The following is a 24,639-nucleotide window of genomic DNA, read 5'->3' on the forward strand; positions in this document are numbered from 1 at the left end:
TGTGATATTTCCTTTGGATCCTATCATGGAATGGGGATAGTTTCATCTTTTGTATTCCCATGAAGAGAAAGGGAGCCCGCCCCCCTTCTGCGAAACGGCGGAAAGGCACCCGGCCCCACAGGTAATACCCTGCCCGACTGATCTGCCGTCGTTTTTCCCCACTCTACGAAATAATCCACTACCATGGCCTGCACTCTGTCCGAGCCCCTGACTCCCAGAACATCATGGTGTTTCCCATCCACCCGGTGCAGCTCCTTGCGATCCGTTTTCAGACGCTGAAACGCTGTCGCTGCCGCTTCCCGGGCCACAAGGGGATCTTCCGCAGCCTGCAGTACCATACAGGGCTGAAGAATCAGGCCAAGCTGATCACCGGCCTTTTCCGTCATCCGTGCCAGTTCCCGGAAGGAGGTTTCCGAATGCTCCGCATATCCCACGATCTCTTCATCCCGACCGCAGGGCAGGCGCATCCTGTTCTTTTTATTTCCCCGGAAACGGGAAAGAATCCGGTCCCAGAATGCGGCATCTTCATCCGCACACAGACGATAATCCTGAATTTTCACAGGCATCCCCGCAAGACAGAGAGCCGTAAGTCCCGGAATCCGGACTGCCAGCAGGCAGGCCAGAAGAGCCCCGAGAGAAATGCCTGCCACCGCCACATGGCCACAGAGCACATGGAGCAGGGCATAGCCCTCAAAAACGGCCTCTTCCCAGTCATCGGCCACTGTTTTTTCCAGATCTTCCGGCGTGGTGCCATGACCCGGCAGCCGCAGGGCATAAACCCAGAACCCCTCTTTCTGCAGCTTTTCTCCCAGATGACGCATCTGCTCCGGCACCCCGAGATAACCATGTATAAGGAGAATGCCCATCTTTCCCTGCCTGCCTTCAAGGAGAAAGGGCCGCCCTCCCTCCCTGTTCTGCAAAGCCGCATCCGTGCCAAAACGGCTACGGCTATCCTCAAAAGAGCGGACACCTTTTTCCAAAAGATGAGATACCAGTCTGCGCCGGATATGGAATGGCGTTTCTCTGGCCAGTCGCTGAATATGGGGCCTCAAAATGCTTAATGGTTCAATTTCATTAGCCATAACCGCAATAGGATTGGTCACGCGAATATCATGAAAATCATAATCCGCCTGAAATTTTTCTTTGTGGCGCAGCAGCTTTCCATCCTCTGTCAGGCTGAGGACCCCCCTGTCCTGGGCATAACGAAGAAAATCCGCACACCGGCCGAATCGGTCATCGGTGATAAGATGGATCTGGCTGCGATCAAGGCTTTTATGGAGATAGAGACGTTTTGCATCCAGCCTCTGGGCGGCAGCCAGGTAGACCCTTCGGCGAAGATCCTCTATATCAATAATGTCGCCGGGCATCTCCCTTACAAGGCTTGCAAACAGATGGTCCGGGTTTACCGTAGTCATGGCATAGATGGCTGCCATGTAATCCTGCATGAGCTGAAAGGCCGACTGCCGCAGCAGCTGCCTTGAAGCAATGGCATCATCGGGGCCAAAGAATTTCGGGCTGGCAATGTCTGCCGTAATGACAGGATCCTGAAGATAGGTTCCTACTTCCAGAGGACGCCCCAGCCGTATATCCACATCCACACCATCCAGCAGCATGCTGCCTTCTGTCATCAGCTCCTCGTTGACCCGCTGGGGCAAAGCATCCACGAGAAAGGCAGCCAGACGGTTCAGGGCATTTTCCCTTACCCGCAGAGGGTAATAGGTTATGTTCACAGGAACAATGCATACCGGGTGCTCCCCAATCTCTTCCGGATCCATGATATCAAAAATGTCACATATGGCCCCGGCCCTCTGGCTTTCCTTCTTCATAAGACAGCCACGGATACGCTGCCGGTAGAACTCCGCCCGCAAAGCCAGATTGGCCGCTCCTGTTTTCGGCCGGTTTTTCCCCTCTCCGTTGTCCACAAGAAAGGCATCTTCCGCCACAACCTTTTTACTTTTCACCATACTGCCCTCGGGGAATATCACCCAGTGGGCGTCTCCCTTAAGAAGGCTTTTCAGGATCAGGCGATCCCTGTCCGGTGCAGCAGTGGAAACAGCTCCCCCCTTCTCCAGAAAACCGGCCATGGCACCCGTAAAAAGGGAGTGGTGGGCCAGTGACCAGATGGGGCGACCCGTTATTTCTTCCAGAAGATAGGGAAGGATAAGGGTTTCGATCCGGGTAAAATGATTCACCGTAAAAATAACAGGGCCAGGAGGGATATGCTCTTTCCCGCTGATATGGGTTCTGGCATTGGAAAGATGATACAGGCGCTTCAGCGCAAAGGTTGTGGAAAGGAAAGCGAATCGGTTCATAGCTCCTTAGTGGACAAAGGTTAACGGTCAGGAGAAAAGGCCCAGAATGAACGCATTCATGTCAGGAAAAGGCCGGGCATCCTTCATATCCAATACATCACCCCACATGCGGGCTATGGCTTCGGGCTGCAGGGGTGTTGTAGCATCAAAGCGCACACCCCGTCCCGTGACCAGCTGCACCCGGTTCAGGCAGCCAAGTCCCATGTTAACGATGCTGCCGCTTTCCGTGCATGCGGAAGAGGTCAGCCAGAGCACCAGGGGTGCCACTGTGGCAGGGTCCATGTTTTCCAGTACCTCAGGAGGCAGGAGATCTTCGGTCATGCGGGATGCCGCCAGCGGTGCAACCACATTGGCCTGAATACCGTTCTTTCTGCCTTCTATGCAAAGAGACTGCATCAGGCCCACCAGTCCCATTTTGGCGGCAGCATAATGGGTCTGCCCGAAGTTGCCGTACAATCCTGCTGCGGAAGTCGTAAACAGGATACGGCCGTAATTTTGATCTTTCATGATGCGGAAAGCCGGGGCTGTTACACAAAAAGCCCCCTTCAGGTGCACGTCAAGAATAGCATCCCAGTCTTCGGGTTGCATCCGGGCAAGGCTCACATCCCTGAGATTACCCGCATTGTTCACCAGAATATCCAGACGGCCGTACTGCGCCACCGCCGCAGCCACCATGGATTCTCCGCCCACCGGATCCGCCACGGAATCCGTGTTGGCAAAAGCCTCTCCGCCCATGGCACGGATTTCCTCCACAACGGAGGCCGCCGGACCATCGGAATGCCCGTCTCCCCTTCTTGTGGCACCAATGTCATTCACCACCACCCGTGCACCCCGCCGGGCATAGGCCATGGCATAGGCCCGCCCCAGTCCGCCACCGGCCCCGGTGATCAGCACCACCTGATCGTCAAAACGAAGCGAGCCATTCTTTCCTTCCATCCATCCCTCCTTTTTCAGTTCGTTTCATAGGATTCCGCACAGTGCTGTTCACCTTCATACAGAAAAACCCGATCCCGCCCCCCTGCTTTGGCACCATACATGGCCTGATCCGCACGTTTACACAGCGTAATGAGATCTTCCCCATGATCCGGATAGAGGGCAATGCCGATACTGGCAGAAACATGCAGCTCATGACCCTCAATGAAAAAAGCTTTTCGGATTTCCCGGCACATAGTTTCGGCTATGCGGATGGCATCCTTTCCTAATACAATCCTGCGCAGAAGAATCACAAACTCATCTCCTCCGATGCGGGCCGCCGTGTCCGATGCTCGAATCATTTTTTCCATGCGGCCTGCAAGCTGCTGCAACAGCAGGTCTCCCACCCGGTGTCCCAGCGTATCGTTGATGGGTTTAAACCTGTCCAGATCCACAAAAAGAAGGGCAAAGGCAGCATTCTCCCTTTCTCCCTGAATCAGGGCCTGATTCACGCGATCCTCAAAGAGCGCGCGGTTGGGAAGTCCCGTGAGACTGTCGTACAGTGCCATACGGGTAATGCGCTCCTCCGCATCCTTCCATTCCTGAATATCGGCAAAATACCCGTACCACAGAATGCCGCCATCCTCCTGCAGCTCCGGCAGAGACTGCCCGGAAAACCACCGAAAATGACCGTCGCCCTTATGGGCACGGAATTCCGCCTTCCAGGGACTGAGACAAGCCGCCGAATCCAGTATGCTTTCCAAAACATAACCCAGATCATCCGGATGCATGGCATCAAAAACAGGCAGGGCATCTTCCATGACATCGTCGGGCTGAAGCCCGAAAACCTCCCCCACCCGTTCACTGATAAAAGGAAAATGGTAGCTGCCGTCGGGACGTATGCGGAACTGATAGATGGTACCGGGAATATTGGCGGCAAGCTTATTCAGCATGGACAGAGATGCCTCTCTGGACTGGGCCGCCGACCGTACTTCCGTGATGTCTCTGGCAATTCCCTGAACCCCCGCAATCTTTCCCTCACGGTCCATACAGGGAGAGGCATTGGATGTATGCCAGCGCCATCCACCATTTTTGTGCCGTACCCGGTACGTGATCCCTCCCTGTTTCTGGCCGGTATCATAAATCAGTTTCAGGAACTCATGGCAGACAGGAAGATCGTCCGGGTGAATAAAACGGGTAAAACTCCGTCCCATCACCTCCCCTACATCATGCCCCAGTATTTCCGTCCAGTTGGGAGAAACATAGGAAAGAATCCCGCTGGTATTCAGGCTGAAAATAATATCATTGGCATTTTCCACCAGCATCCGGAAGGTTTCCTCCCTTTCCCTCAATTTTTCTTCCAGCTCCTTGCGCTCCGTCACGTCAAAGAGGGTTCCCGTACTGGAGGCTCTGCCACCATAAAACGTTCTGCCGGCACTGAGCTCAACCCAGCGAATTTCCCCGTCCTTGCGCAGCATTTTCATTTCATAGCGCCGGGGAGCCTCTCTTCCTTCCTGCCGGTCCATGGCCCGCTGCATGACCATCTCCCTGTGATCCGGATGCACAAACACGGAAACATCCAGAGAAAGAAGTTCCGCCTCCGTGTACCCCAGTATGTGTCCCATGGCCGCATTCACAAGAACAAAATACCTGTCCTGCAACACATAAATCCCGGAAGCCGCACTGTCCGCAAGGGTCCGGAAACGTGCCTCACTTTCCCTCAGAGCCTCCGTGCGAACGGACACATCCCTGAGAAGCTTCCGCCGCTGTAGACCCAGAGCCAGCACATAGCTGCTTCCTCCGGCTACGCAGAGAAAAAACAACAGACCTCCCAGCAGGGGCAGCAGCCAGTCCGGCAGCACCTCCACCCTTTCACTGCGCAGCCAGCGCTGGCTGATCCGCCGGAGTTCATCATCACTAAAGGTGGCCAATGCCCCATCAATGGCACCCTGCAGCTCACTGTGACCTGTGGGCATTCCCGCTGCCAGATGCCGAGTATAAAGAAATTGTACGGCATAAAACTGCCCCGGCTGCCCATAACGGTCCAGCAGATACATACCCGTTGGATAATCCGCCACAAAAAGCTCCACCTCACCCCGCAGGGCAGCCATCACCATGGCTTCATTATTCGGAAAGGAGCGCAGCTTCATGTGGGGATATTCACTCTGCATGAATTCCAGCTCATAGCTTCCCAGGGTAATGCCCACTTCGCCCTGTTCAGGAAGCTCCAGCTTAAAAGGGATGATACCGGAAGCAGCAAAGGCATAGGCATGCACAGGCATGAAATCCGCTGAAAAATCAAAGAACTCTCTTCTTTCCGGTGAGGGAATCAGACCACCATGTACATGGGCCCTGCCTTCCCGAACCGCAGCCATGCTCTCCGCCCAGTCAGAAAGCACAAAAACCACATGCCGCCCCATAAGACGGCCCATGTCCTGCCACAGCTCAATGAGCATTCCCTTTGGCCTGCCCCCTTCATCCACAAATGAAAAGGGAGGCCAGGCCTGATCCAAAGAAACCACAAGGGGCTCCCTGGCCGATTCCCTGCCGCCATGGGACAGACCAGGAATCCAGAACAGCACTATGAAGAACCAAACAATGTTTATTTTTATATAAAAAGGCATACAGTCATGTCTTTCTGACAGTGGACACAAGTCGTGCTGTTTGTAGCCGACACACCATTTTTTTGTATGGAAACAAGGTATGAGGAAAGGCCGGACTAAGGATTGTAAAAACGTTTCCCGGGCAAGGTTCCATTCTACCAGCCAGAAGCGTGGCGACAGCAAGGATCATCATAAATCTGAAATAGTAATAAAAAATACGGGAACCCTTGCCCCTTGTCAAGAAAGCGCTGTTTCCCACCCCTTTTGAAAAGCCTTTTTTTACGAAAGCTAACTTGACAAGCCATCCTCATAAGAATAGTTTTCCATGTTTCAGACCCTGACCTGAAGAAGGAGGTTCCTTTGCAATCCAAAATTCTGATTTTACGTTTCCCTGCCGAATCCAGCCAGAAGCCTCTGGTATGCAATCTTGCCCGTAACTTTGAACTGACTTTCAACATTCTCCACGCCCAGATTCTTCCCCGCAGGGAGGGACTGATGGTTCTGGAGCTTTCCGGTAACAGGGAAAGCTTCCGCCAGGGACTGGCTTACCTTGAGGGAGAAGGAATTGATGTTCAAAATGCCGGTCAGGAAATCACACGGGATGAATCCCGCTGTACCCATTGCGGGGCCTGTACGGCCGTCTGCCCCACCGGCGCTCTCCATGTTCTGAGACCCACCATGGAAGTTGCCTTTGATCAGGAAAAATGCAGTATCTGTGAAATCTGTATTCTCACTTGCCCCACCCGGGCCATGTGCATCAAGGCCACGAAAACGGAAAAGTTTTTTGAATGAGTCCCATCCTTGTGGCCGTAAGCGGCGGTATCGACTCTCTGGTGACAGCCCGCATCTTGCAGGAGCAGGGCCATGAAATACAGGCCGCTCATTTTCTGACAGGGTATCAGAAAACTTCTGTGGATGAAGATATGCGGATTCTGGGCCAGAGGCTGGGATGCAGGGTCCACGTTCTCGATTTTTCAGAAATCTTCCGGGAAACGGTCATCAAGGATTTTGTGGACGAATACAGAACGGGTCGCACACCCAATCCATGCCTTGTATGCAACCCGGTCATCAAGTTCGGTGCCCTTATGGATGCAGCGGAAACCATGGGTTGCAAGGCCGTTGCCACGGGTCATTATGCCCGCATACTGGATCAGGACAAAGACTTCCCCCGTCTTTTACGCGGAAAGGATCCTCTGAAGGATCAATCCTATTTTCTCTCTCAGATACCAAAGGAACGCCTTGGCCGCATCCTTTTCCCTCTGGGAGAACTGACCAAAGAAGAAGTCAGAAACCGTGCTGTTCAGGCCGGCCTCCAGGCCCTTTCACCGGAAGAAAGTCAGGACATCTGTTTTCTGCCGGATGGAAAGTATGGAGATTTTCTGGAAGCATCCGGCATGCTGGAGTCACGGCCCGGCCCCATTACCACCCGTAACGGAACTGTCATTGGCACCCATCTTGGCCTGCATCGCTATACCGTAGGCCAGCGCAGAGGGCTTGGCTGTCCCGGTCCGGCACCCTACCACGTTCTCAGGCTGGATACGGCCAACAACCGTCTTGTGGTTGGCTTCCGAGAAGAAATGATGGCCGGAGAATGCCGGGTAAGTGCCATCAACTGGCTCATCCCGGAACCGGAAGCCCCCCTTTCCCTGACCGTAAAAATCCGCTACCGCCATCAGGATGTTCCGGCCACCCTTTACCCGGAAAACACTCGCACTGCCCGTATCCGTTTCCATAAACCCCAGGCGGCCGTAAGTCCCGGACAGGGCGCTGTCTTTTATCTGGGAGACCGGGTTCTTGGCGGTGGCTTTATTGATTCAGCCCATGAAAGGTGAAGGAAAACCTTCCTTCTGTAATCCCATGCCCCTTTTCTTCATCACCACCCTTGGCTGCAAGGTCAACCAGCAGGAATCCGATGCCATAGCTGCCTGCCTTGAGTCCGCAGGCTGGCAGAAAACATCCAAAATCAGGGAAGCATCCATCCTTATCCTGAATACCTGCACGGTTACGGGCAAGGCGGCAGCCCACTGCAGACAGCAGATCCGCAAAATGGTGCAGCATAATCCCACAGCCCTTTTCATGGTAACCGGGTGCTGCGCCCAAACCGAAGGGGAAGCCCTTGCCGCCATGGAAGGGGTGGATCACGTTATTCCCCATAAGGATAAACACCGCATACCGGAACTCTTGTACGCCTACAGGGAAGGCCAGCCCCTTGCCTATCCCTCCTGCCATGATGAAACGGCCTGCGAGGAAACCCTTTTCATGGATATCCCCGCCCCTGCAAGGGACATGGGACGGACCCGTGCCTTTCTGAAAATCCAGGATGGGTGCAATGCCTTCTGCACCTACTGCATCGTTCCCTATGCCAGAGGCCGCAGCCGCAGTCTCAGCCCGGACAGGGTGGTACAAAAAATAAGGGATCTGGCAGAAGCAGGCTACAGGGAGGTGGTACTGACGGGTATTCATGTAGGCATGTATGGCTCAGACCTCACTGCCCGCACCAATTTTGAAGAACTGCTCAGGATAATCCTTGCCGACGGGGAGGGTCCGAGGCTCCGGATGGGCTCTCTGGAACCCAGAGAGGTCACGGACAGCCTCATCGAACTGGCCGCTTCCAACCCCCGCGTTGCTCCCCACTTTCATATTCCCATGCAGAGCGGATCGGATGCCATTCTCAAAGCCATGGGCAGACCCTATGACAGCGTTTTTTTTGCAGAAAGGGTTTCCGCGGTTCGAAAGGCCCTGCCCCTGGCTGCCATCGGCACGGATATTCTAACGGGCTTTCCCGGAGAGCAGGAGAATCTTTTTGCCGAAAGCCGTCTTCTTGTGGAAACACTTCCCCTCACCTACCTCCACGTATTCCCCTACTCTCCCCGACCCGGCACCCCCGCCGCCGGTTTTCCGGATACCGTACCCGTAGAAACAGCCAGACAACGCAGTTCCGTACTCCGGAACATTGGCGAAGACAAACACCGTCATTTTGCAAGAAGTCTTCGCGGCCATACCCTGGAACTTATTGTTGAACGCAGCAGAGACCGGAAAACAGACCGGCTCAAAGGCCTCACCGGTAACTACCAGACCCTTTTTCTGGATGGTCCGGACAGTCTCCTGAGCCGTCAAATTTCCGTTCTGGTCACAGATACGGACGTCAATGCCTGCCTTGAAGGCACCCTTATCCCCTGAATCCTCCCACCACAGTCACACAAATCCGAACCAGACGAAACATAAGCATTGTACTCTAAGCATCTTAGGATGCACCATTGTGCCAGAGCAGCTGCAATTTCCCCACAACAAAGGAAGTGGTTCACTATATTTTTATTGTGTGCTATGGTTTTTGGTTATGCAAGGGTAGCAACCCCAACCGCAACGATACTTCGTTGCCCACTCAAAGGAGACATTGCATGCAGTTAAAAAAAACATCCGGTATTCTTATTCTTCTTTTTGCCCTGCTTTTTGCCCTTACCGGCTGCAAAAGCGGCAATGATGCACCGGAATCTGAAACCACAGGATCCACATGGCGTTATGCCCACGAAGAGTTCGAAGGGGATGTACAGGACGTATATGCCCACAAATTCAAGGAATACATTGAAGCCAATTCCAATCACAGCATTCAGATTTTCCGGTTCGGAGAACTCGGCGAATCGGACGATATTATGGAACAGACTCAGGCGGGTATTCTTCAGTTTGTGAACCAGTCTCCCGGATTTACAGGCTCTTTGATTCCGGAAGCCCAGATTTTCTTCATACCCTACCTCATGCCCGTTGCGGATGAAGACGTTGTCCGTTTTTTCCGTACCAGTGTGGCCATCAATGACATGTTTACGGAACTGTATGCGGAACAGGGACTTGAGCTGCTTTCCATGTACCCGGAAGGAGAAATGGTCGTAACGGCGGACACACCTGTCCGCTCACCGGAAGATTTCCGGGGCAAAAACATCCGCACCATGACCAACCCTCTTCTGGCGGAAACCTACCGGGCCTTTGGAGCCACCCCAACACCCCTTCCCTGGGGAGAAGTCTACGGTGCACTTCAGACCAACATCATTCAGGGTCAGGAAAATCCCATATTCTGGATACAGTCAGGTGGCCTTTATGAAGTATCTCCCAACCTCATCTTCACCGGCCATGGCTGGTTTACAACGGCCATGATGGCCAATCAGTCCTTTTATCAGGGACTGCCCGGAGAAGATCAGCAACTCATCCGGGATGCGGCGGCCCATGCATTTAATTATATAACAGAATATATCCCGGGCCTTGGTGATCGCATGCTGGAAAGAATTCTTGAGGCCAAGCCCGATGTCACCGTTACCCGCCTTAGCGAAGAAGAACAGCAGACCTTCCGTGACAGAGCACCCCAGGTGGAGCAGCGCTTCATTGAGATGACGGGAGAACGTGGTGCCAGACTTCTGGAACAGTTCAAACAGGACCTCGATAAGGTCATGCAGGACTAGCCTTCTCTCCGGTCATTCCGGTTTTTACATAACACCGGAATGACAGATTTCACCTGAAACCGTCTATCATCTGTCCCCTTGCGTATCCTTACCCGGCTACGCAGGGGACGGCTTTTTTCTATCCACTAACCTGGTACGAAAACAGGAGACATTGAAAGATGTCTAAAAAAAAAGAAAAACCCGGCCTATCCGGTATTCCGGGACGCATTGATCGGTGGATGAATCACATCGAAGCCTTTATTCTCAGCACCAGCGTCCTCCTGATGGTCGTCAACACCGTTGCCAATGTCATTGGCCGCTTTTTCTTCGGTGAAAGTCTTTTCTTTTCCGAAGAAGTCAACCGCATTCTCATTGTCATGATCACCTTTGCAGGCATCGGCTATGCAGCCCGCCACGGACGTCATATCCGCATGTCCGCATTCTATGACATACTGCCTGTACGTGCCCGGAGAATACTGATGGTATGCATTGCGTCCTTCACCTCTCTGATCATGCTCTTTCTGGCATATTTCTCCGTTGGTTATATAGCCAGCGTCTACAACACAGGCCGCGTACTGCCCACCATGGGCTTCCCTCTCTACTTCATTTACCTCTGGGTTCCCCTGGGCTTCACCATCACTGCCATTCAGTATGCACTCACCGCTCTGAAAAATGCCGTATCCAAAAAAGCCTATCTGGCCGTCAATGTGGAAGACGGCTACGAGGACATGGAGTAAAACCGGCTTTCCAACCAACAGTAACAGCCCGCTTTATGCGGCTTATCCATACAGACTGCCCCTCAGGGGCAGAAAGGAACCGTACTCATGGCAACAATTATGCTCACAACCATGATTGTGTTGCTGCTGCTGGGTTTTCCCATGATGATCCCCCTGATTGTGGGGGCTATTATCGGATTTTACATCACCTTTGACGGTTTTTCCCAGATGAACATTCTGATTCAGCAGCTTATGGGAGGTATACGGCCCACGGCCCTCATCGCCGTACCCATGTTCATTTTTGCCGCTGAGATCATGACAAGAGGCCACTCCGCAGAGAGGCTTGTCAACATGGTCATGGCTTTCATCGGGCATATCAAGGGTGGACTTGCCGTCAGCACGGCCGCTTCCTGCACTCTTTTCGGGGCTGTATCCGGTTCCACTCAGGCAACGGTGGTGGCCGTAGGGTCTCCGCTACGCCCCAGGATGCTGGAAGCAGGCTATAAAGACTCCTTTACGCTGGCACTGATCATCAATTCCAGCGATATTGCCTTTCTCATTCCCCCCAGCATCGGCATGATTCTCTATGGTATTATTTCCGGTACTTCCATCGGCGAACTGTTCATTGCCGGGATCGGACCCGGCCTGCTGATTCTTCTTCTCTTTTCCATTTACTGCGTCATCTATGCCATCATCAAGAAAGTTCCTACGGAGCCCAGATCCACATGGAAAGAACGGGCCATCGCCGTCAAGGAAGCCCTCTGGCCCCTGGGCTTTCCCGTTATCATTGTGGGCGGCATCTATGGCGGCATTTTCAGCCCCACGGAAGCAGCCGCCGTCTGCGTTCTGTACGCCATCATTCTTGAATTTCTCATTTTCCGGGTTCTTTTCATTCCGGATCTCTTCAAAATAGCCAAATCCACAGGACTGATTACAGCCGTAGTCTTTATCCTGGTGGCTGTTGGCAACGGCTTTTCGTGGATTCTTTCCTTTGCCCACATTCCCCAGAATCTTCTCGCCACCATCGGCATTAACGAGGCCGGACCCTATACGGTAATGTTTGCCATTGCTGTGGCCTTTTTCATTGCCTGCATGTTTGTGGATCCCATTGTGGTCATCCTGATACTTACCCCCATCTTTGCCCCTGCCGTGGCCAATGCCGGACTGGATCCCGTACTGGTGGGCGTTCTCATTACCCTGATGGTGGCCATCGGTTCGGCAACACCACCCTTTGGCTGTGATATTTTTACGGCCATCGCCATTTTCAAACGACCCTACTGGGAGGTGATCAAGGGAACGCCACCGTTTATAGCCATCCTGATTTCAGCCGGTGTTCTCATCACCCTCTTTCCCCAGATCGCCCTTTTTCTGAGAGACATGGCTTTCCGGTAAAACCACGCCAACAACAATCCCCCGCTCCGGCAAATCCGGAACGGGGGATTGTTTTCACCCTGAAAGACAGACAGAGTGTCTTCGGGATCCATGCCTGTCAGGCATCAGATGGCCTGCATGTTGGTCATGAAATAACGCAGGGTCCGGCCAATTTCTTCTACAGGATGATTGCGAATGGCATCGTTGATGGCAATAAGCTTTTTGTTATCCACCGTATTGTCCGTGGAACTCAGGCCTTTGCCGATCACATCCGTATCCACCTTTACCATAAAATCCTTCAGCAGAGGCACACAGGCCTGAGTGAACAGATAGTTACCGTATTCCGCCGTATCCGAAATCACCACATTCATTTCATAAAGCTTGTTACGGGCAATGGTATTGGCAATGAGCGGCGTTTCATGGAGAGACTCATAGTAGGCGGACTCCGGCTTCATACCCGCTTCCGTCATAATTTCAAAAGCAAGCTCAACACCGGCTTTCACCATGGCAATCATGAGAATACCGTGATCAAAGTACTCCTGCTCAGGAATATCCTTTTCCTGAATGGGGCACTTCTCAAAGGCGGTTTCACCGGTTTCCGCACGCCACTTCAGAAGATCGTGGTCATTGTTTGCCCAGTCCTTCATCATGGTTTCGGAAAATGCACCCTCCAGAATATCATCCATGTGCTTCTCATATAACGGGCGCATAATATCTTTAAGTTCTTCAGCCAGTTCAAAGGCTTTGACCTTGGCTGGATTGGAAAGCCTGTCCATCATGTTGGTAATACCACCATGCTTCAGGGCTTCCGTGGTAACTTCCCAGCCCTTCTGGACCAGTCTGGCGGCATAGGCACCGTCCACACCCTTTTCCACCATCTTATCAAAACAAAGCAGAGAACCGGACTGCAGCATACCGCAGAGAATGGTCTGCTCGCCCATAAGATCGGACTTTACTTCCGCCACAAAGGAAGAAAGCAGAACACCCGCCCGGTCTCCACCCGTACCAGCGCAATACGCCTTGGCAATCTCAAGTCCGTCGCCATTGGGGTCATTTTCCTCATGCACGGCAATAAGAGTGGGAACTCCGAAACCACGCACATACTCCGCACGGACTTCAGAGCCCGGAGATTTGGGAGCTACCATGATAACGGTAATATCTTCACGGATTTTCATGCCCTCTTCCACAATATTGAAACCATGGGAATAGGAAAGACAGGCACCTTTTTTCATCAGGGGCATCACGCGGGAAACCACAGGAGTATGGTATTTGTCCGGGGTAAGGTTGAGAACGAGATCGCCTTTGGGTATGACATCTTCATAGGTGCCATAGGCAAAGCTGTTTTCAGAAGCCAGCTTCCAGGGAAGCAGCTTTTCGCTGATTTCTTCGTCCCGCAGGGCATAGGTCACATCCAGACCGCTATCCCGAAGGTTCATACCCTGATTAAAGCCCTGGGCACCGCAGCCCACGATAACAATTTTTTTACCTTTCAGCTTCTCCACGCCGTTGAACTCGGAAGGATCCATAAAACGGCACTGTCCCAGCTGCTTGACCTTGTCACGGAAAGAAAGGGCGGAAAAATAATTTTTCATCAATGGGGCTCCTGCTTGTTATGGGTTTCAACAAATGGCTTTGTCGTAATATGACAGGTACTATATGGTATTTGCTATATTGCGTAAAGTGAATTAAAAGAAAGCATAAATTGCGTTGTAAGCAACCACTGTCAAAAAGGCACATCCATGCATATCGAAGAATTGGAACTGTTTCTGAACCTTGCGCGAACCCGGCATTTCCAAAAAGCAAGTGCCCAGAGCAACATCAGCCCCTCTGCCCTCTCAAGGACCATACAACGCATGGAAAACCTGCTGGGTGAAAAACTGTTTGAGAGAACCAACCGTAGCGTATCCCTCACACCGGCGGGCATTGTCTTCCGCAGCTATGCGGAGCAGATGCTGAAAACCTGGAAGGAAGGAAGGCAGGCTCTTTCACTGGAGAAGGGGGTCATTTCCGGAGAACTGGCCATCTACTGCTCCGTAACGGCCGCCTACGGCATTCTGCCCGATATGCTGGACGGCTTCCGCAGGCAGTTTCCACAGGTACACATCAAACTGCGTACGGGCGATGCGGAAAGCGCACTGGAGCAGCTGCAGAAGGGGGACACGGACATTACCATTGCCGCCCTTCCCGAACAGATGCCAGAACACATTCAGTCCATGCATGTGGCCAGCACACCCCTGGTCTGGATCCGCTCCATGAAATATGAAAAAGACCGGGATACCGTCATGAACTGGGACCGCACCCCCCTCATTCTGCCCAAACAGGGAATTGCCCGGAAACGTTTTGACCGCTGGCGCAGGGAGATGGGCATCCGGCCCACCATCTATGCCCAGGTTACGGGAAATGAAGCCATCATCGCCATGGTGCATCTGGGATGCGGCGTGGGTCTGGTTCCGGAAATGGTACTGGAGAAAAGCCCGGTGCATCACACCATTGAAACCCTTGATGTGTCTCCGCCCCTGAAACCCTATGTCATTGGCATCTGTACCCACCGGAGGAATCTCAGCAACGGGGTAACCCTTGCCTTCTGGAATACGGCAGCAGACTATGCCGTGAGCTGATCCTGATACAGAGAACCCCACAGGTAACAGACCATGGATCCTCCTGATCCCCAACTATCACAGGGCTTTTGATTTCCATATCATATCTCCCAATCCGGAAGACCGGTTCACACTTCGCCCCATTCCTATGGTCAGAATATTCCGGTCTCCGGCAAGACGGATCTCTTTTCTTGCCCTTGTAACCGCCGTATAAAGAATCTCACGGGTGAGTACAGGGGTATCCCGTTCCGGCAGTATGAGAAGAACCCGGTCAAATTCCGAACCCTGGCTTTTGTGTACGGTCATGGCAAAAACCGTTTCCACATCCGGGAGGCGAAGGGGATGAAAAGAACGGAACCCACCGCCCTCCGCAGGAAACACAACCTGCAGATCTCCGCTTTTTTCTTCCTGCATGGTAAACCCCACATCACCATTATAAAGCCCTGTAGCCGCATCATTTCTGAGCACCATAACAGGCCTTCCCGCATACCAGGGTCCTGCCACCCTGACATGACCGGTCCTTTCGAGGATTTTCTCCACCATCCCGTTCATCCCGCCAACACCGGATGGCCCTTCCCGCAGCACACAGAGAATACGGAAGCTCTCCAGAGCAGCAAAGGCCTGTTCAGGAGTGCGGGCCGCCATAAGACCTGAAAACCCGTCCTGTATCGCATCCATGAGAACAGCTTCCCGATCTCCGGCTCCTGCAACGGGATACCAGCCACAGGAAGGATCTTCCCCCTCCTCCAGCAGGGAGAGGACATCGGGCGATCGGCCCTCATTCAAGCCACGGGCCAGCCGGCCGATACCGCCTGCAGCATCAAATCGCCAGCTGCGGGTGAGTTCCACCACACAATCTGCCATGGCGGGTACTCCACTACGGGAAGTAAAGGGAAGAGCCGTACCGAAAACTTCTTTGAAATCCTCTATAAAATCAATGGAACGCTCCCATGAGGCCTGCTTGCATATTTCACCCAGAACGGCACCGGGCAGTACACTGGCCAGCTGATACCGATCTCCCAGAAGAATCAGACGGGCTCCGGGTTTCAGGGCATCCATGAGCTTTGCCATCAGAAAAAGATCCACCATGGAGACCTCATCCACCACCACAACATCCGCAGAAAGGGGATTTTCTTTATGATGACGGGGTCTCCTGCCATGGACCAGACCCAGAAGCCGGTGCAGAGTGGAAGCCGTTTCCGGTATGGCCCCAGCCATACCGCCATTCACCGATTCCAGAACCCGCTTTCCAGCCAGCATGGATTCACAAAGCCTTCCTGCGGCCTTGCCTGTAGGTGCGGCCAACACCACTTCCGGCACCGTGTCTGCCAGAGAACAGAGGCTTGCCAGCAGACGGCAGACCGTGGTGGTTTTTCCCGTTCCCGGCCCCCCCACAATCACCGAAAGACTTTTTCGGGCTGCGGCAAAGGCTGCCACCTTCTGCAGGCTGATACGTTCATTTTCTTCTGCCGGGAAATAATGATCCAGAATTTTCTTCAAAAAAGCGGAATCGGGCACAGCTGCTTTTTCCCCTGCCCTTTTCAGCAGTCCTTCGGCCACAGCCGTCTCCGCCCGGAAATAGCGCCGCAGATAGAGCCGGTTTCCCATAAGCATCAGGGGGCGGACCTCATCCCTGCACTGACCCACCAGGGGTGATGCCGCTATTTCCCGGCGCCAGGCATCCAGCCCTCCTTCCACGTCAGCCATACGGACCACCTTTGGCCAGATACCGTCCCTGCCCGCCAGATCCAGACATATATGGCCTTCCCGTGTACGTGCGGAAAGGGCTTTCACCGCCAGCTCCAGAACGGATGACATCCCCGGATCCATTCGCTGCAGCAGTGCCGTCAGATGATAATCCAGTGGCTGCAGGCCAAGCATGGCTGACAGCTTTGGTTCATCCTGCGTGGCATGCTCCGATATATCAAACGAAGTGCTCATCCCTGACTGATGCATAGAGTCTCCCGTCGCCTGCCCCTGCCCCGATGAAGATAGCGTTAAGCATCAGAAAAACAGCCTGTTAAGATCCGCCAGACTGGCTGCAAAATAATCCGCTCCGGCCTTTTCCAGCTCATCCCTGCTGCCGTAACCAAAGCCTACTCCTAAAGAAGCGATGCCATTTTCTCGGGCTCCGATCACATCATGTTCCCTGTCACCGATCATGAGGGTTTTTTCCCGAGAAATATCATGATGATCAAAAAGATACCGGATCACGGAAGCTTTTTCACATCTTGTACCATCCAGCTCACTGCCCGCCACCTCCCAAAAATAAGGAGAAAGACCAAAGGTATCCGTTATGATTCTTGCAAACACCGTTGGTTTGGATGTGGCCACAAAGAGCTTTTTTTTCTCCTGAACCAGACGGCTCAGAAAACTGTCCATACCATCCAAACAACGGTTTTCAAAAATACCCCTGTCCGCAAAATACTCCCTGTACCAGTCAATGGCTTCCATGGCCTGCTCTTGGCTAAAACCATAGTGAGTCATAAAGGAATGTTTCAGCGGAGGCCCGATAAAATGAACCAGACGTTCCAGATTTTTTTCAAGAATACCCATTTTCTTCAGGGCATACTGCACGGATTTTGTGATGCCCTCTTTGGGATCGGTGAGAGTACCGTCCAGATCAAAAAGAAAAACGTCAAACTTTTCACATAAAAACATGATCATTCCATCCATAAAAAAATGTAACGGCAGAACAGGGGCCAGAACCATGCCATCTGCAGCAGGTAATGGGAGCAGATCTCCTGCCAAAAAGGTCTTCCCCATCAGCTCGTACGGGGTCTCCCCACGAGAACATGCCGCCAACCTGTTCCATCAGCCGACCGAATAAGCTTGCCGGTCAATCCGGGCTGCTGTTCAACAATCCTTCTGCCATCATCCAGCCGGCCATCTCACGGATTCTGTCCACAGGAGGTTTTTCAAAAAAAAGCCCGCATCCCGGAGCTTTTTCAGAATCAACACCGCGCAGAAACACATAGGCTACCCCACCAAAATCCCGCTCATAATCATAGTTTTCAAGACGAAGGCGCAAGTAGCGGTCCAGGGCCAGCACATACAGATGATACTGCAGGGTATAGAGATGAACGGCCATTTCCTTTTTCAGATTTTCCGGAGTGTACGCTATGTAATCCGGCCCCAGATCATTGGATTTCCAGTCCAGCAGGTAATAGCGGCCCTTGTGGCGGAACACAAGATCCATAACACCCCTTACATATCCGGCACTGCGGGAAAAATGCAATCTTTCCAGCTGCGGGGGCAGATACTCACAGGCGCCCAGAGTGATCTTCTGTACCCATTGTGAAATAAAACCGGACTCCAGGGTGTTCAGGGGAAAATAGAAATCAAGCTCCCGCAGCTGATCCGCAAGCTCCACATCCTTCAACCTGAATCCCTCTTCCCCAAAGGGCATGGCCAGCACCCTTTCCACCATTTCCAGAATGGCGGGCAGCCATGCTTCATCATATCCGAAAAGATAAAGACTCTTGCGGACCGCAGGTTCAAACTGAAACCTTTCATGCGTAAAATCAATGTTCTCAAAAACATGATGCAGAAAGCTGCCGGGTCTTGTCCCGGCGGGGAAAGAGAAAATATCTCCTGCCGGATCTTCACTTTTGGCCGTCAGCTTTGCGATACCGTCCCTGTCCGCCGGGTTCTCCCTGTATTTTCCAGCCACAAGGGAGGAAAAGCTTGTAATACGGAAAGGATCGGCAGGAAGATGCCCCGGTGTACAACAAACCGGAATATCTGCCGTTTCCGCCAAATGTGGCAGTTTCTGACACCGGTCTTCGGGAAGAGGATGGCAGGCAAGCACACCGTCCATGGCCAGTGCGTTCATATCCTTTTGCACCTGATCCGCAGCAGGAATGACATCCGCCTCATTGTGCAATACCCAGTTGCAGGCCCTGCCTCTGGTGTTGTTGATGGAGCCCCAGACCGCATACACCCTGTGACGGGCGCGGGTAAGGGCCACATAAAGAAGGCGGGCCTGTTCCGCCATGGATTCCTTCCGAGTGAGGGACTCTTCCCGGCTTCTGTCCACCCTGCCTCCCAAATCCACGCAAAGCCGGTTTCCCTGTTCCGGATCGTGATAGACAAGAATCTTTTCGGGATTGGTTGCAGGGCCCAGTACATCCGTTGCACTGTACAGAAAGGGGCAGAAAATAATGGGATACTCAAGTCCTTTGGAGCGATGCACCGTAATCACCCGCACCCGCTGCCCATCACTTTCAAGGCGCAAGGGGGCTTCCATACGACGGGAAAAGGCCGGATTTCCCTGCCGTTCCAGCCATCGTAAAAGTACCTCCGGCCCCCTCTTCTCCTCTACTTCGGCTCCATGGAGAATTTCTGCCAGATGAAGGAGGTTGGTCACCTGCCGCTCTCCATCACCTGAACCCGCCGCCCGCACCAGCAGTCCGCCTTTTTCATACAGATAGGAAAGCATGGGGAAAACCCCCCTTTCCTGCCAAAGATTCCGGCATTCCATGAAAAAAGTACTCTCACGGTTGAAAGCCCGTTCATTGCGGTTCAGGAAATCAATGGTCTTCATGGAAAAGCCCATGATCTTTGTGCCCAGAGCCCGCCTGAGTTTGCCGCCGTTCCATGGATGATGAATGGCTGCCAGTACAGATAACAGCTCTTTGGCCTCTGAACTGTCCAGTACATTGCCGTCCGCATGGATAACCGCAGGAACACCCCGATCCGCAAGGAAATTTCGAGCCTGAAGGGCTTCTTTATTGCTGCGGACCAGAACGGCCATATCACCGGGTTCAACCCCCCTGTCTCCTATGCGGATATCTCCCCTTCTGCCGCCACCAAGAAGCCGTACAATTTCATCGGATACGGCTCCAAGAGCCCTCGGCAGAAGCTGTTTCACAGATATGGGCTTTTGATCTTCAGACTCAGCAAGCCAGAAGGTAAATGGCAGCACATTTGCCGGATCAGTCAGTACTTCCCTTGTTCTGGGTGCGGCCTTAACTGGCTGGAACTCCATCCCCTCCAGTACAAAGGCCCGGGGATTCTTTTCAAAAATACGGTTAACCGCTTCAATGAGTTCAGGATCGGAACGCCAGTTATAATCCAGAGTATAGCGTTTTCTGCTTTTTTTGGCCGCATCCAGATAGGCAAACACATCCGCCCCGCGGAAGGCGTATATGGCCTGTTTGGGATCACCAATGAGAAGAAGGGGCAGGCCCGCACGGGCAAACACCGCATCAAACACCGCATACTGCACAGGATCCGTGTCCTGAAACTCATCAATGAGGGCGGCTCCGAAAAGCTCCCGGATACGCCGGCACATACCGCCCTGATCATCTTCCAGTACGGCATTCCTCAGTGTGAGAAGAAGATCATCAAAGGTAAGAAAACCCTCTTTTTCTTTCAGGGACGCTTCTCTTTTGCGTACGGCCTGAAGGAGATCCTTCAGAAAAACGGATCGGGCCATATCAGAAACCGAGGCAAGCTCTGCCCTGGCCTTCAGCAAAGCTTCACAGGCATGGTAAAAGGGATGCTCCGGCGCAGGGGCATTTTTTTTTCTGGCCTTTTCCATATTCTCCGGTGTCAGTTTCCATAAAAACTCCGGGGAAAAAGCCTGTTTACCCGCCACCCAGTCAGCCAGCTCTCCAAGGCCCTTTTCTACGGTAGCCGTTTTCAGGATGTTCCGTTTCAGGTTTTCCGAACCTTGAAGAAAGGCGGTCAGGTTTTCACCATCATACCGCCAGATTTCCTTCACCCTTTCCTCTGCCTGCCGCACTGTTTCCTGAAAAGGCATGATATCCGGCATGGCCCCATCGGGTAAGATCAGCTGATCCGGCCCTCCATAGCGGGAGGCCAGTTGCATCAGATCTTCAGGGCTGCGTTTATCCGTCAGAATTTCCGCCATTGCAAGGTCAAGGGAAGCCACATGCCTGCGCCAGACATCATCCGCCGCATTCTGCCGCAAAAGCCCGGTATCCATTAGCAGCTCGGCATCAGACCGCAGCCCTGATTCAAAACGGTTTTCGCGGAGCATGCGGTAACAAAACGAATGAATGGTGCCGATGGCCGCCCGGTCAAAATTCCGCATGGCCCCGATGATTCGGCGCCTTGCCTCCCGGCTGCTGCCATGCCGTCTGGCCATTTCATCGGAAAAAGATTCTGAAAAGGGCCTTCCTTCCAGAGCCGCAAGGGTATCACCCAGCCTGGCATAAATCCGCTCCTTCAACTCTCCGCTGGCGGCTTCCGTGAAGGTAACCACAAGGATGCGCTCCACAGGCAGGGCATGTTCCATGACAAGGCGCACAAAAAGACTGGCAATGGTGTGAGTTTTTCCCGTTCCCGCACTGGCCTCCATAAGAAGGGTTCCTTCAAGGGGGGTATTCACGGGATCAAAGGAAGGCATGAATGCCATTATTGATTCTCCTTCAGCACTTCCATAATGGGTAGCCAGATGGTTTCGGCCATTTCTGCAAAAGGGTCTTCCAATGGATTCCTACCCCGCCACAGAAGAATATCCGCAGGGCTTGACTCCCTGAAGTGAAAATCACCTCCCTCCCAGGCAGTGATCAAAACCTCTTCCATCTCCTTGAATGACTTCTTTTTCAGAAAGGCTTCTGCCCATAATTTTGAAATGGATGGAAAAAAGGGAACAGGGCGAAGACTTGCCGATTGATACAGCTCCATGAAAGACCCCAGATGGGCAAGAGCCCTGTCCTGAGCAAAGGACCCTGCATAAAAAGAGCATCGTTGCCCGCCTTTTTTTCCCATGCCCACAAGATGCAGATCCTGCTCCATGCCCAGAGAACGGCGAACCAGAAACCGCAACCACCCTATCAACAAATCTTTAGCCCGCAGGCTTCCCGGCCGCCACCGTTTCTCACCGTCTCCATGAATGCGGGAAAGGGTGCCTTGCAGGTACCCTCCCCCCACTTGCAGAACAAAGGGCTCCTGCTCCATACAGATTTCTCCGGCCGTATCGTTAACCAGCCCAGCCAACGCCCGCGCCTCCATCATCAGGGCATCCACATGGTGTTGTCCCGGTGTACCCATGGGCAGCCGTCCTTCTGCCTCCAGCCTTTCCAGAACCACGGCCCCATCTCTGCCTTCCAGAAAAGCTGTACCCAGGGCTTCCTTAATGATGTAAGCATCCAGCCCGTTCAGTGTAAAATTTTCCCGGTCTTCCGGAGCTTCCTCTTCCCTTTCCATGGCAAGGCCAAGGATACGCTTGAGGAAAAAAGCCGAAGGATCTTCATAAAAACGGATCAGGTCTTCCAGAAGAATGGTCCGGGGCTGTGCGTCCGGTTCCAGCCTTCCATCCTGAAAAACGGCATGTGCAGGATCTTTTTTAGCATACAAGGCTTCGGCAATATCCCGGAAGGGCGCATGGAAAGAAAAAGGTTTTCCCGGTTTTGCTTCCTTTTCCACAAACAGCTTCGAAGAAAAAGGCTGCATGGGATGATTTTGCAAAAGTTGGGGCGGAAGCTCTCCCTCATCGCCTTGTACGACATCCAGAAGTTCCTGAACCAGCACGGAAGGCGGCAAAGGCTGATCATCTTCCGGACGAAAGCCCGTACAGGTAATCCAGAGTTTATCCCGCGCGGAAAGAAGGGTTTCCAGAAAAAGGTAGCGGTCGTCATCCCGGCTGGAACGGTCTCCCGGCCTTGGATCCTGCTGCATGATATCAAAGGCGGGCCTTGGCCGTGAACGGGGAAAAGCGCCATCGTTCATGCCGGAAAGGCAAACCACGGAAAAGGGAATACAGCGCATGGGTACCATGGCACAGAAGGTGATGCCACCGCCCAGCATCAGCCCGCCCTGCCCCGGCTTTTCCAGCCTCTGGCCCAGTACGGAACGCATCAGAGGAAAAGACAGCTTTTCCTTAAGATTTCCAAGCCGGGTTTCTTCCACAAAGCTATCCAAAAGAACACGCAGTCCCAGAAATTCTTCCGTGTTCTCCGCATCTTCATGGAAAAGGCCCTGCACCAGATCCCAGAGAAGATCCATCCATTCACGGGGACTGCGCTCCATTTTGGTTTCCCCGTAAAAAGCCGTCAGCCTGTCCATGAAGCCGAGAAGGCTGTTCAAGGTATCCGCCGCTTCCGGGCCCATGGGGTCATGGGGCAGGATACCACCTTTTTGCGGCATACCTCCCTCATCTTCCATGGCCATACCCAGCACCATACGGTCCAGCCCGAACCGCCAGGTCTGAGAAGCCAGACCCGGCAGATCCATGGCTTCCTTAAAGGCCGCATCCAGTCCCCAGCGGATGCGGGTATCCACCAGCCAGCTCCGGATACGATCCAGCCCTTCATCATCAAGGCCGATTTTTTTTGCAATGGGCTCTGCTTCCATAAGGTCAAAAACCTCCGAAGCACCAAAACGGGAATCCATGAGCTGCAGTACCCGCATAAGGAGACCGGCCAGACTGTTTTCCATGGCAAGAGGGCGCTCCGATATGGAATGGGGAATACGTCTGCCATCGGGTAAAGGCCGGCTGAATACCGCATCAATGTACGGAGCATAGGCACCCACATCGGGGAACATCACAAGAATATCCCTTGGCTTCGGGGGATTTTCTTGTGAAAAAAGACGTACAATCTGATCCCGCAGCACCTCCATCTCCCGCATGGGACCGTGGCAGCGATGAATGGCAATGGAGTCATCATTGTAAAGCATTGCTTCTGACAGCGCTTCTCCGGGAAGGAGGTCAAGGGAAAGAATGCGGGACTGCAGACGGTGCAGCAGGGTGTCCATACCCGGCTCAGGGGAGTGACGCCGTTCATCCCCTTTCATACCCGCCAGTCTGCGGAAAAAATCCTGCCCCGTGCGCCCCAGGGATGTCAGCAGGGGATGCCCTTTTTCCGCATGAAGATCTTCAGCAGAAAGACCTGTTTCTTCGGCCCTGATCACACTGTTTTCCCAAAATGACTCACAGCGCACTTCGCCCCAGTATTCCTGACAGGGATCCAGGAGATACCAGCGGATGTCCACGAACTCCGATAACTGCTCCATAAAATCAAGGTATAATGGAGGCAGGGCGGAAACCCCGAAAATAGAAATCCTACGGGGAAGTTTTACATTTTTTAAGAATACCGAAGCCTTCTGGAGCAGCATCACCCTGTGGGGAGCTTCCATGGCTTTGTGGAGCATGCGCCACAGCCCGGCCTGAAAGTGATCTTCTTCCCCCCTTTCCCAGCCAAGAATTCTGTCCGGCCGGAACATGAGATACTGATCAAAAAGGTCAGCCAGCATGTCCCCAAGCTGAAAACGCTTCAGAGGGTCATGGCCCATGTAGCGGGACACAGCCCCGCTGTCCGGTGAATCAGGAAGGCGGGCAAGGGCCTCAAAACAGGCCCACCGCAGGCTGTCCGGTTTCCAGGGATCTTCTTCGGGGAAAAGGGGTTTCAGGGGCCGCAACAGCCTTGTCATCAGGCTTGCCGGAAAAAGAAACCGGGCATGGGAAGCAATACCTGTCCATTTTGCCATTTCCATGGACAGCCAGCGTTCCATACCCCGGCTCTGCACCACAATGATTTCCGGCTCCATGGGGTCCGGCGGATCTTCCATGAGATGGGCGGCAAGGTTGGCCGCCAGTACTTCCATGCGGTTGCTCACAAATCGCTGCACTCAGGTCCTCTCTCTGGTTTTTTCTTTTTTCCGATGCATACTTCTGATACCGCCTTGTGCCGCAAACTTTGTCACATTTTTAAAGGGAATCATGGTAGCTG

General features: G+C 53.2%; 15 protein-coding genes. 7 read left to right on the forward strand and 8 right to left on the reverse strand.

Annotation, left to right across the window (positions count from 1 at the left end; translation table 11 throughout):
* Nucleotides 1-23: 23 nt before the first annotated feature.
* From OOT00_RS09805 to OOT00_RS09815, 3 genes are read right to left on the reverse strand one after another with little or no spacing between them, the layout of a single operon-like run.
* Nucleotides 24-2,312 (reverse strand): alpha/beta fold hydrolase, encoded by a 2,289-nt coding sequence (locus OOT00_RS09805; protein WP_265425196.1) that lies wholly within the window; start codon nucleotides 2,310-2,312, stop codon nucleotides 24-26.
* 27 nt (nucleotides 2,313-2,339) lie between these two features.
* Entirely contained in the window at nucleotides 2,340-3,248 is a 909-nt protein-coding gene (locus tag OOT00_RS09810) for an SDR family oxidoreductase (RefSeq protein ID WP_265425197.1), read from the reverse strand.
* A gap of 14 nt (nucleotides 3,249-3,262) precedes the next feature.
* Complete coding sequence (locus OOT00_RS09815; RefSeq protein ID WP_265425198.1) at nucleotides 3,263-5,848, reverse strand: PAS domain S-box protein; 2,586 nt, start codon at nucleotides 5,846-5,848, stop codon at nucleotides 3,263-3,265.
* Between the two features lie 339 nt (nucleotides 5,849-6,187).
* Here OOT00_RS09815 and OOT00_RS09820 point away from each other — a divergent pair, with 339 nt between their 5' ends.
* The 6 genes from OOT00_RS09820 to OOT00_RS09845 all read left to right on the forward strand — a co-directional run bounded on the left by OOT00_RS09820 (nucleotide 6,188) and on the right by OOT00_RS09845 (nucleotide 12,362).
* Nucleotides 6,188-6,619: an NIL domain-containing protein gene (locus tag OOT00_RS09820; RefSeq protein ID WP_265425199.1), complete on the forward strand. Its 432-nt coding sequence runs from the start codon at nucleotides 6,188-6,190 to the stop codon at nucleotides 6,617-6,619.
* Entirely contained in the window at nucleotides 6,616-7,659 is a 1,044-nt protein-coding gene (mnmA, locus tag OOT00_RS09825) for a tRNA 2-thiouridine(34) synthase MnmA (protein WP_265425200.1), read from the forward strand. The genes OOT00_RS09820 and mnmA overlap by 4 nt, the downstream gene beginning before the upstream one ends.
* Nucleotides 7,649-9,007, forward strand: coding sequence for a tRNA (N(6)-L-threonylcarbamoyladenosine(37)-C(2))-methylthiotransferase MtaB (mtaB, locus tag OOT00_RS09830; protein ID WP_265425201.1), 1,359 nt, complete (start codon nucleotides 7,649-7,651; stop codon nucleotides 9,005-9,007). The genes mnmA and mtaB overlap by 11 nt, the downstream gene beginning before the upstream one ends.
* Before the next feature lie 218 nt (nucleotides 9,008-9,225).
* Nucleotides 9,226-10,275 carry a TRAP transporter substrate-binding protein gene (locus tag OOT00_RS09835; RefSeq protein ID WP_265425202.1) on the forward strand — a complete coding sequence of 350 codons (1,050 nt, stop codon included), beginning with the start codon at nucleotides 9,226-9,228 and terminating at the stop codon, nucleotides 10,273-10,275.
* Between the two features lie 158 nt (nucleotides 10,276-10,433).
* Nucleotides 10,434-10,991 carry a TRAP transporter small permease gene (locus OOT00_RS09840; protein ID WP_265425203.1) on the forward strand — a complete coding sequence of 186 codons (558 nt, stop codon included), beginning with the start codon at nucleotides 10,434-10,436 and terminating at the stop codon, nucleotides 10,989-10,991.
* An 87-nt stretch (nucleotides 10,992-11,078) separates the two neighbouring features.
* Entirely contained in the window at nucleotides 11,079-12,362 is a 1,284-nt protein-coding gene (locus tag OOT00_RS09845; RefSeq protein ID WP_265425204.1) for a TRAP transporter large permease, read from the forward strand.
* 104 nt (nucleotides 12,363-12,466) lie between these two features.
* On the opposite strand, the gene ilvC is transcribed toward OOT00_RS09845, so the two are convergent.
* Nucleotides 12,467-13,933, reverse strand: a complete 1,467-nt coding sequence (gene ilvC, locus OOT00_RS09850) for a ketol-acid reductoisomerase (RefSeq protein WP_265425205.1) — start codon at nucleotides 13,931-13,933, stop codon at nucleotides 12,467-12,469.
* Nucleotides 13,934-14,080: 147 nt separating this feature from the next.
* Between ilvC and ilvY the strand changes: the two genes are divergently transcribed.
* Nucleotides 14,081-14,959: an HTH-type transcriptional activator IlvY gene (ilvY, locus tag OOT00_RS09855; protein ID WP_265425206.1), complete on the forward strand. Its 879-nt coding sequence runs from the start codon at nucleotides 14,081-14,083 to the stop codon at nucleotides 14,957-14,959.
* 57 nt (nucleotides 14,960-15,016) lie between these two features.
* On the opposite strand, the gene recD is transcribed toward ilvY, so the two are convergent.
* The 4 genes from recD to recC form a co-directional block, all read right to left on the reverse strand.
* Nucleotides 15,017-16,894, reverse strand: coding sequence for an exodeoxyribonuclease V subunit alpha (gene recD / locus OOT00_RS09860; protein ID WP_265425207.1), 1,878 nt, complete (start codon nucleotides 16,892-16,894; stop codon nucleotides 15,017-15,019).
* 48 nt (nucleotides 16,895-16,942) lie between these two features.
* Nucleotides 16,943-17,599, reverse strand: a complete 657-nt coding sequence (locus tag OOT00_RS09865) for an HAD family hydrolase (RefSeq protein WP_265425208.1) — start codon at nucleotides 17,597-17,599, stop codon at nucleotides 16,943-16,945.
* Between the two features lie 178 nt (nucleotides 17,600-17,777).
* Nucleotides 17,778-21,323 (reverse strand): exodeoxyribonuclease V subunit beta, encoded by a 3,546-nt coding sequence (recB, locus tag OOT00_RS09870; RefSeq protein WP_265425209.1) that lies wholly within the window; start codon nucleotides 21,321-21,323, stop codon nucleotides 17,778-17,780.
* Nucleotides 21,323-24,538 carry an exodeoxyribonuclease V subunit gamma gene (gene recC, locus OOT00_RS09875; RefSeq protein WP_265425210.1) on the reverse strand — a complete coding sequence of 1,072 codons (3,216 nt, stop codon included), beginning with the start codon at nucleotides 24,536-24,538 and terminating at the stop codon, nucleotides 21,323-21,325. The genes recB and recC overlap by 1 nt, the downstream gene beginning before the upstream one ends.
* Between the last annotated feature and the right edge of the window lie 101 nt (nucleotides 24,539-24,639).

The organism is Desulfobotulus pelophilus (assembly GCF_026155325.1).
Taxonomy (GTDB): domain Bacteria; phylum Desulfobacterota; class Desulfobacteria; order Desulfobacterales; family ASO4-4; genus Desulfobotulus; species Desulfobotulus pelophilus.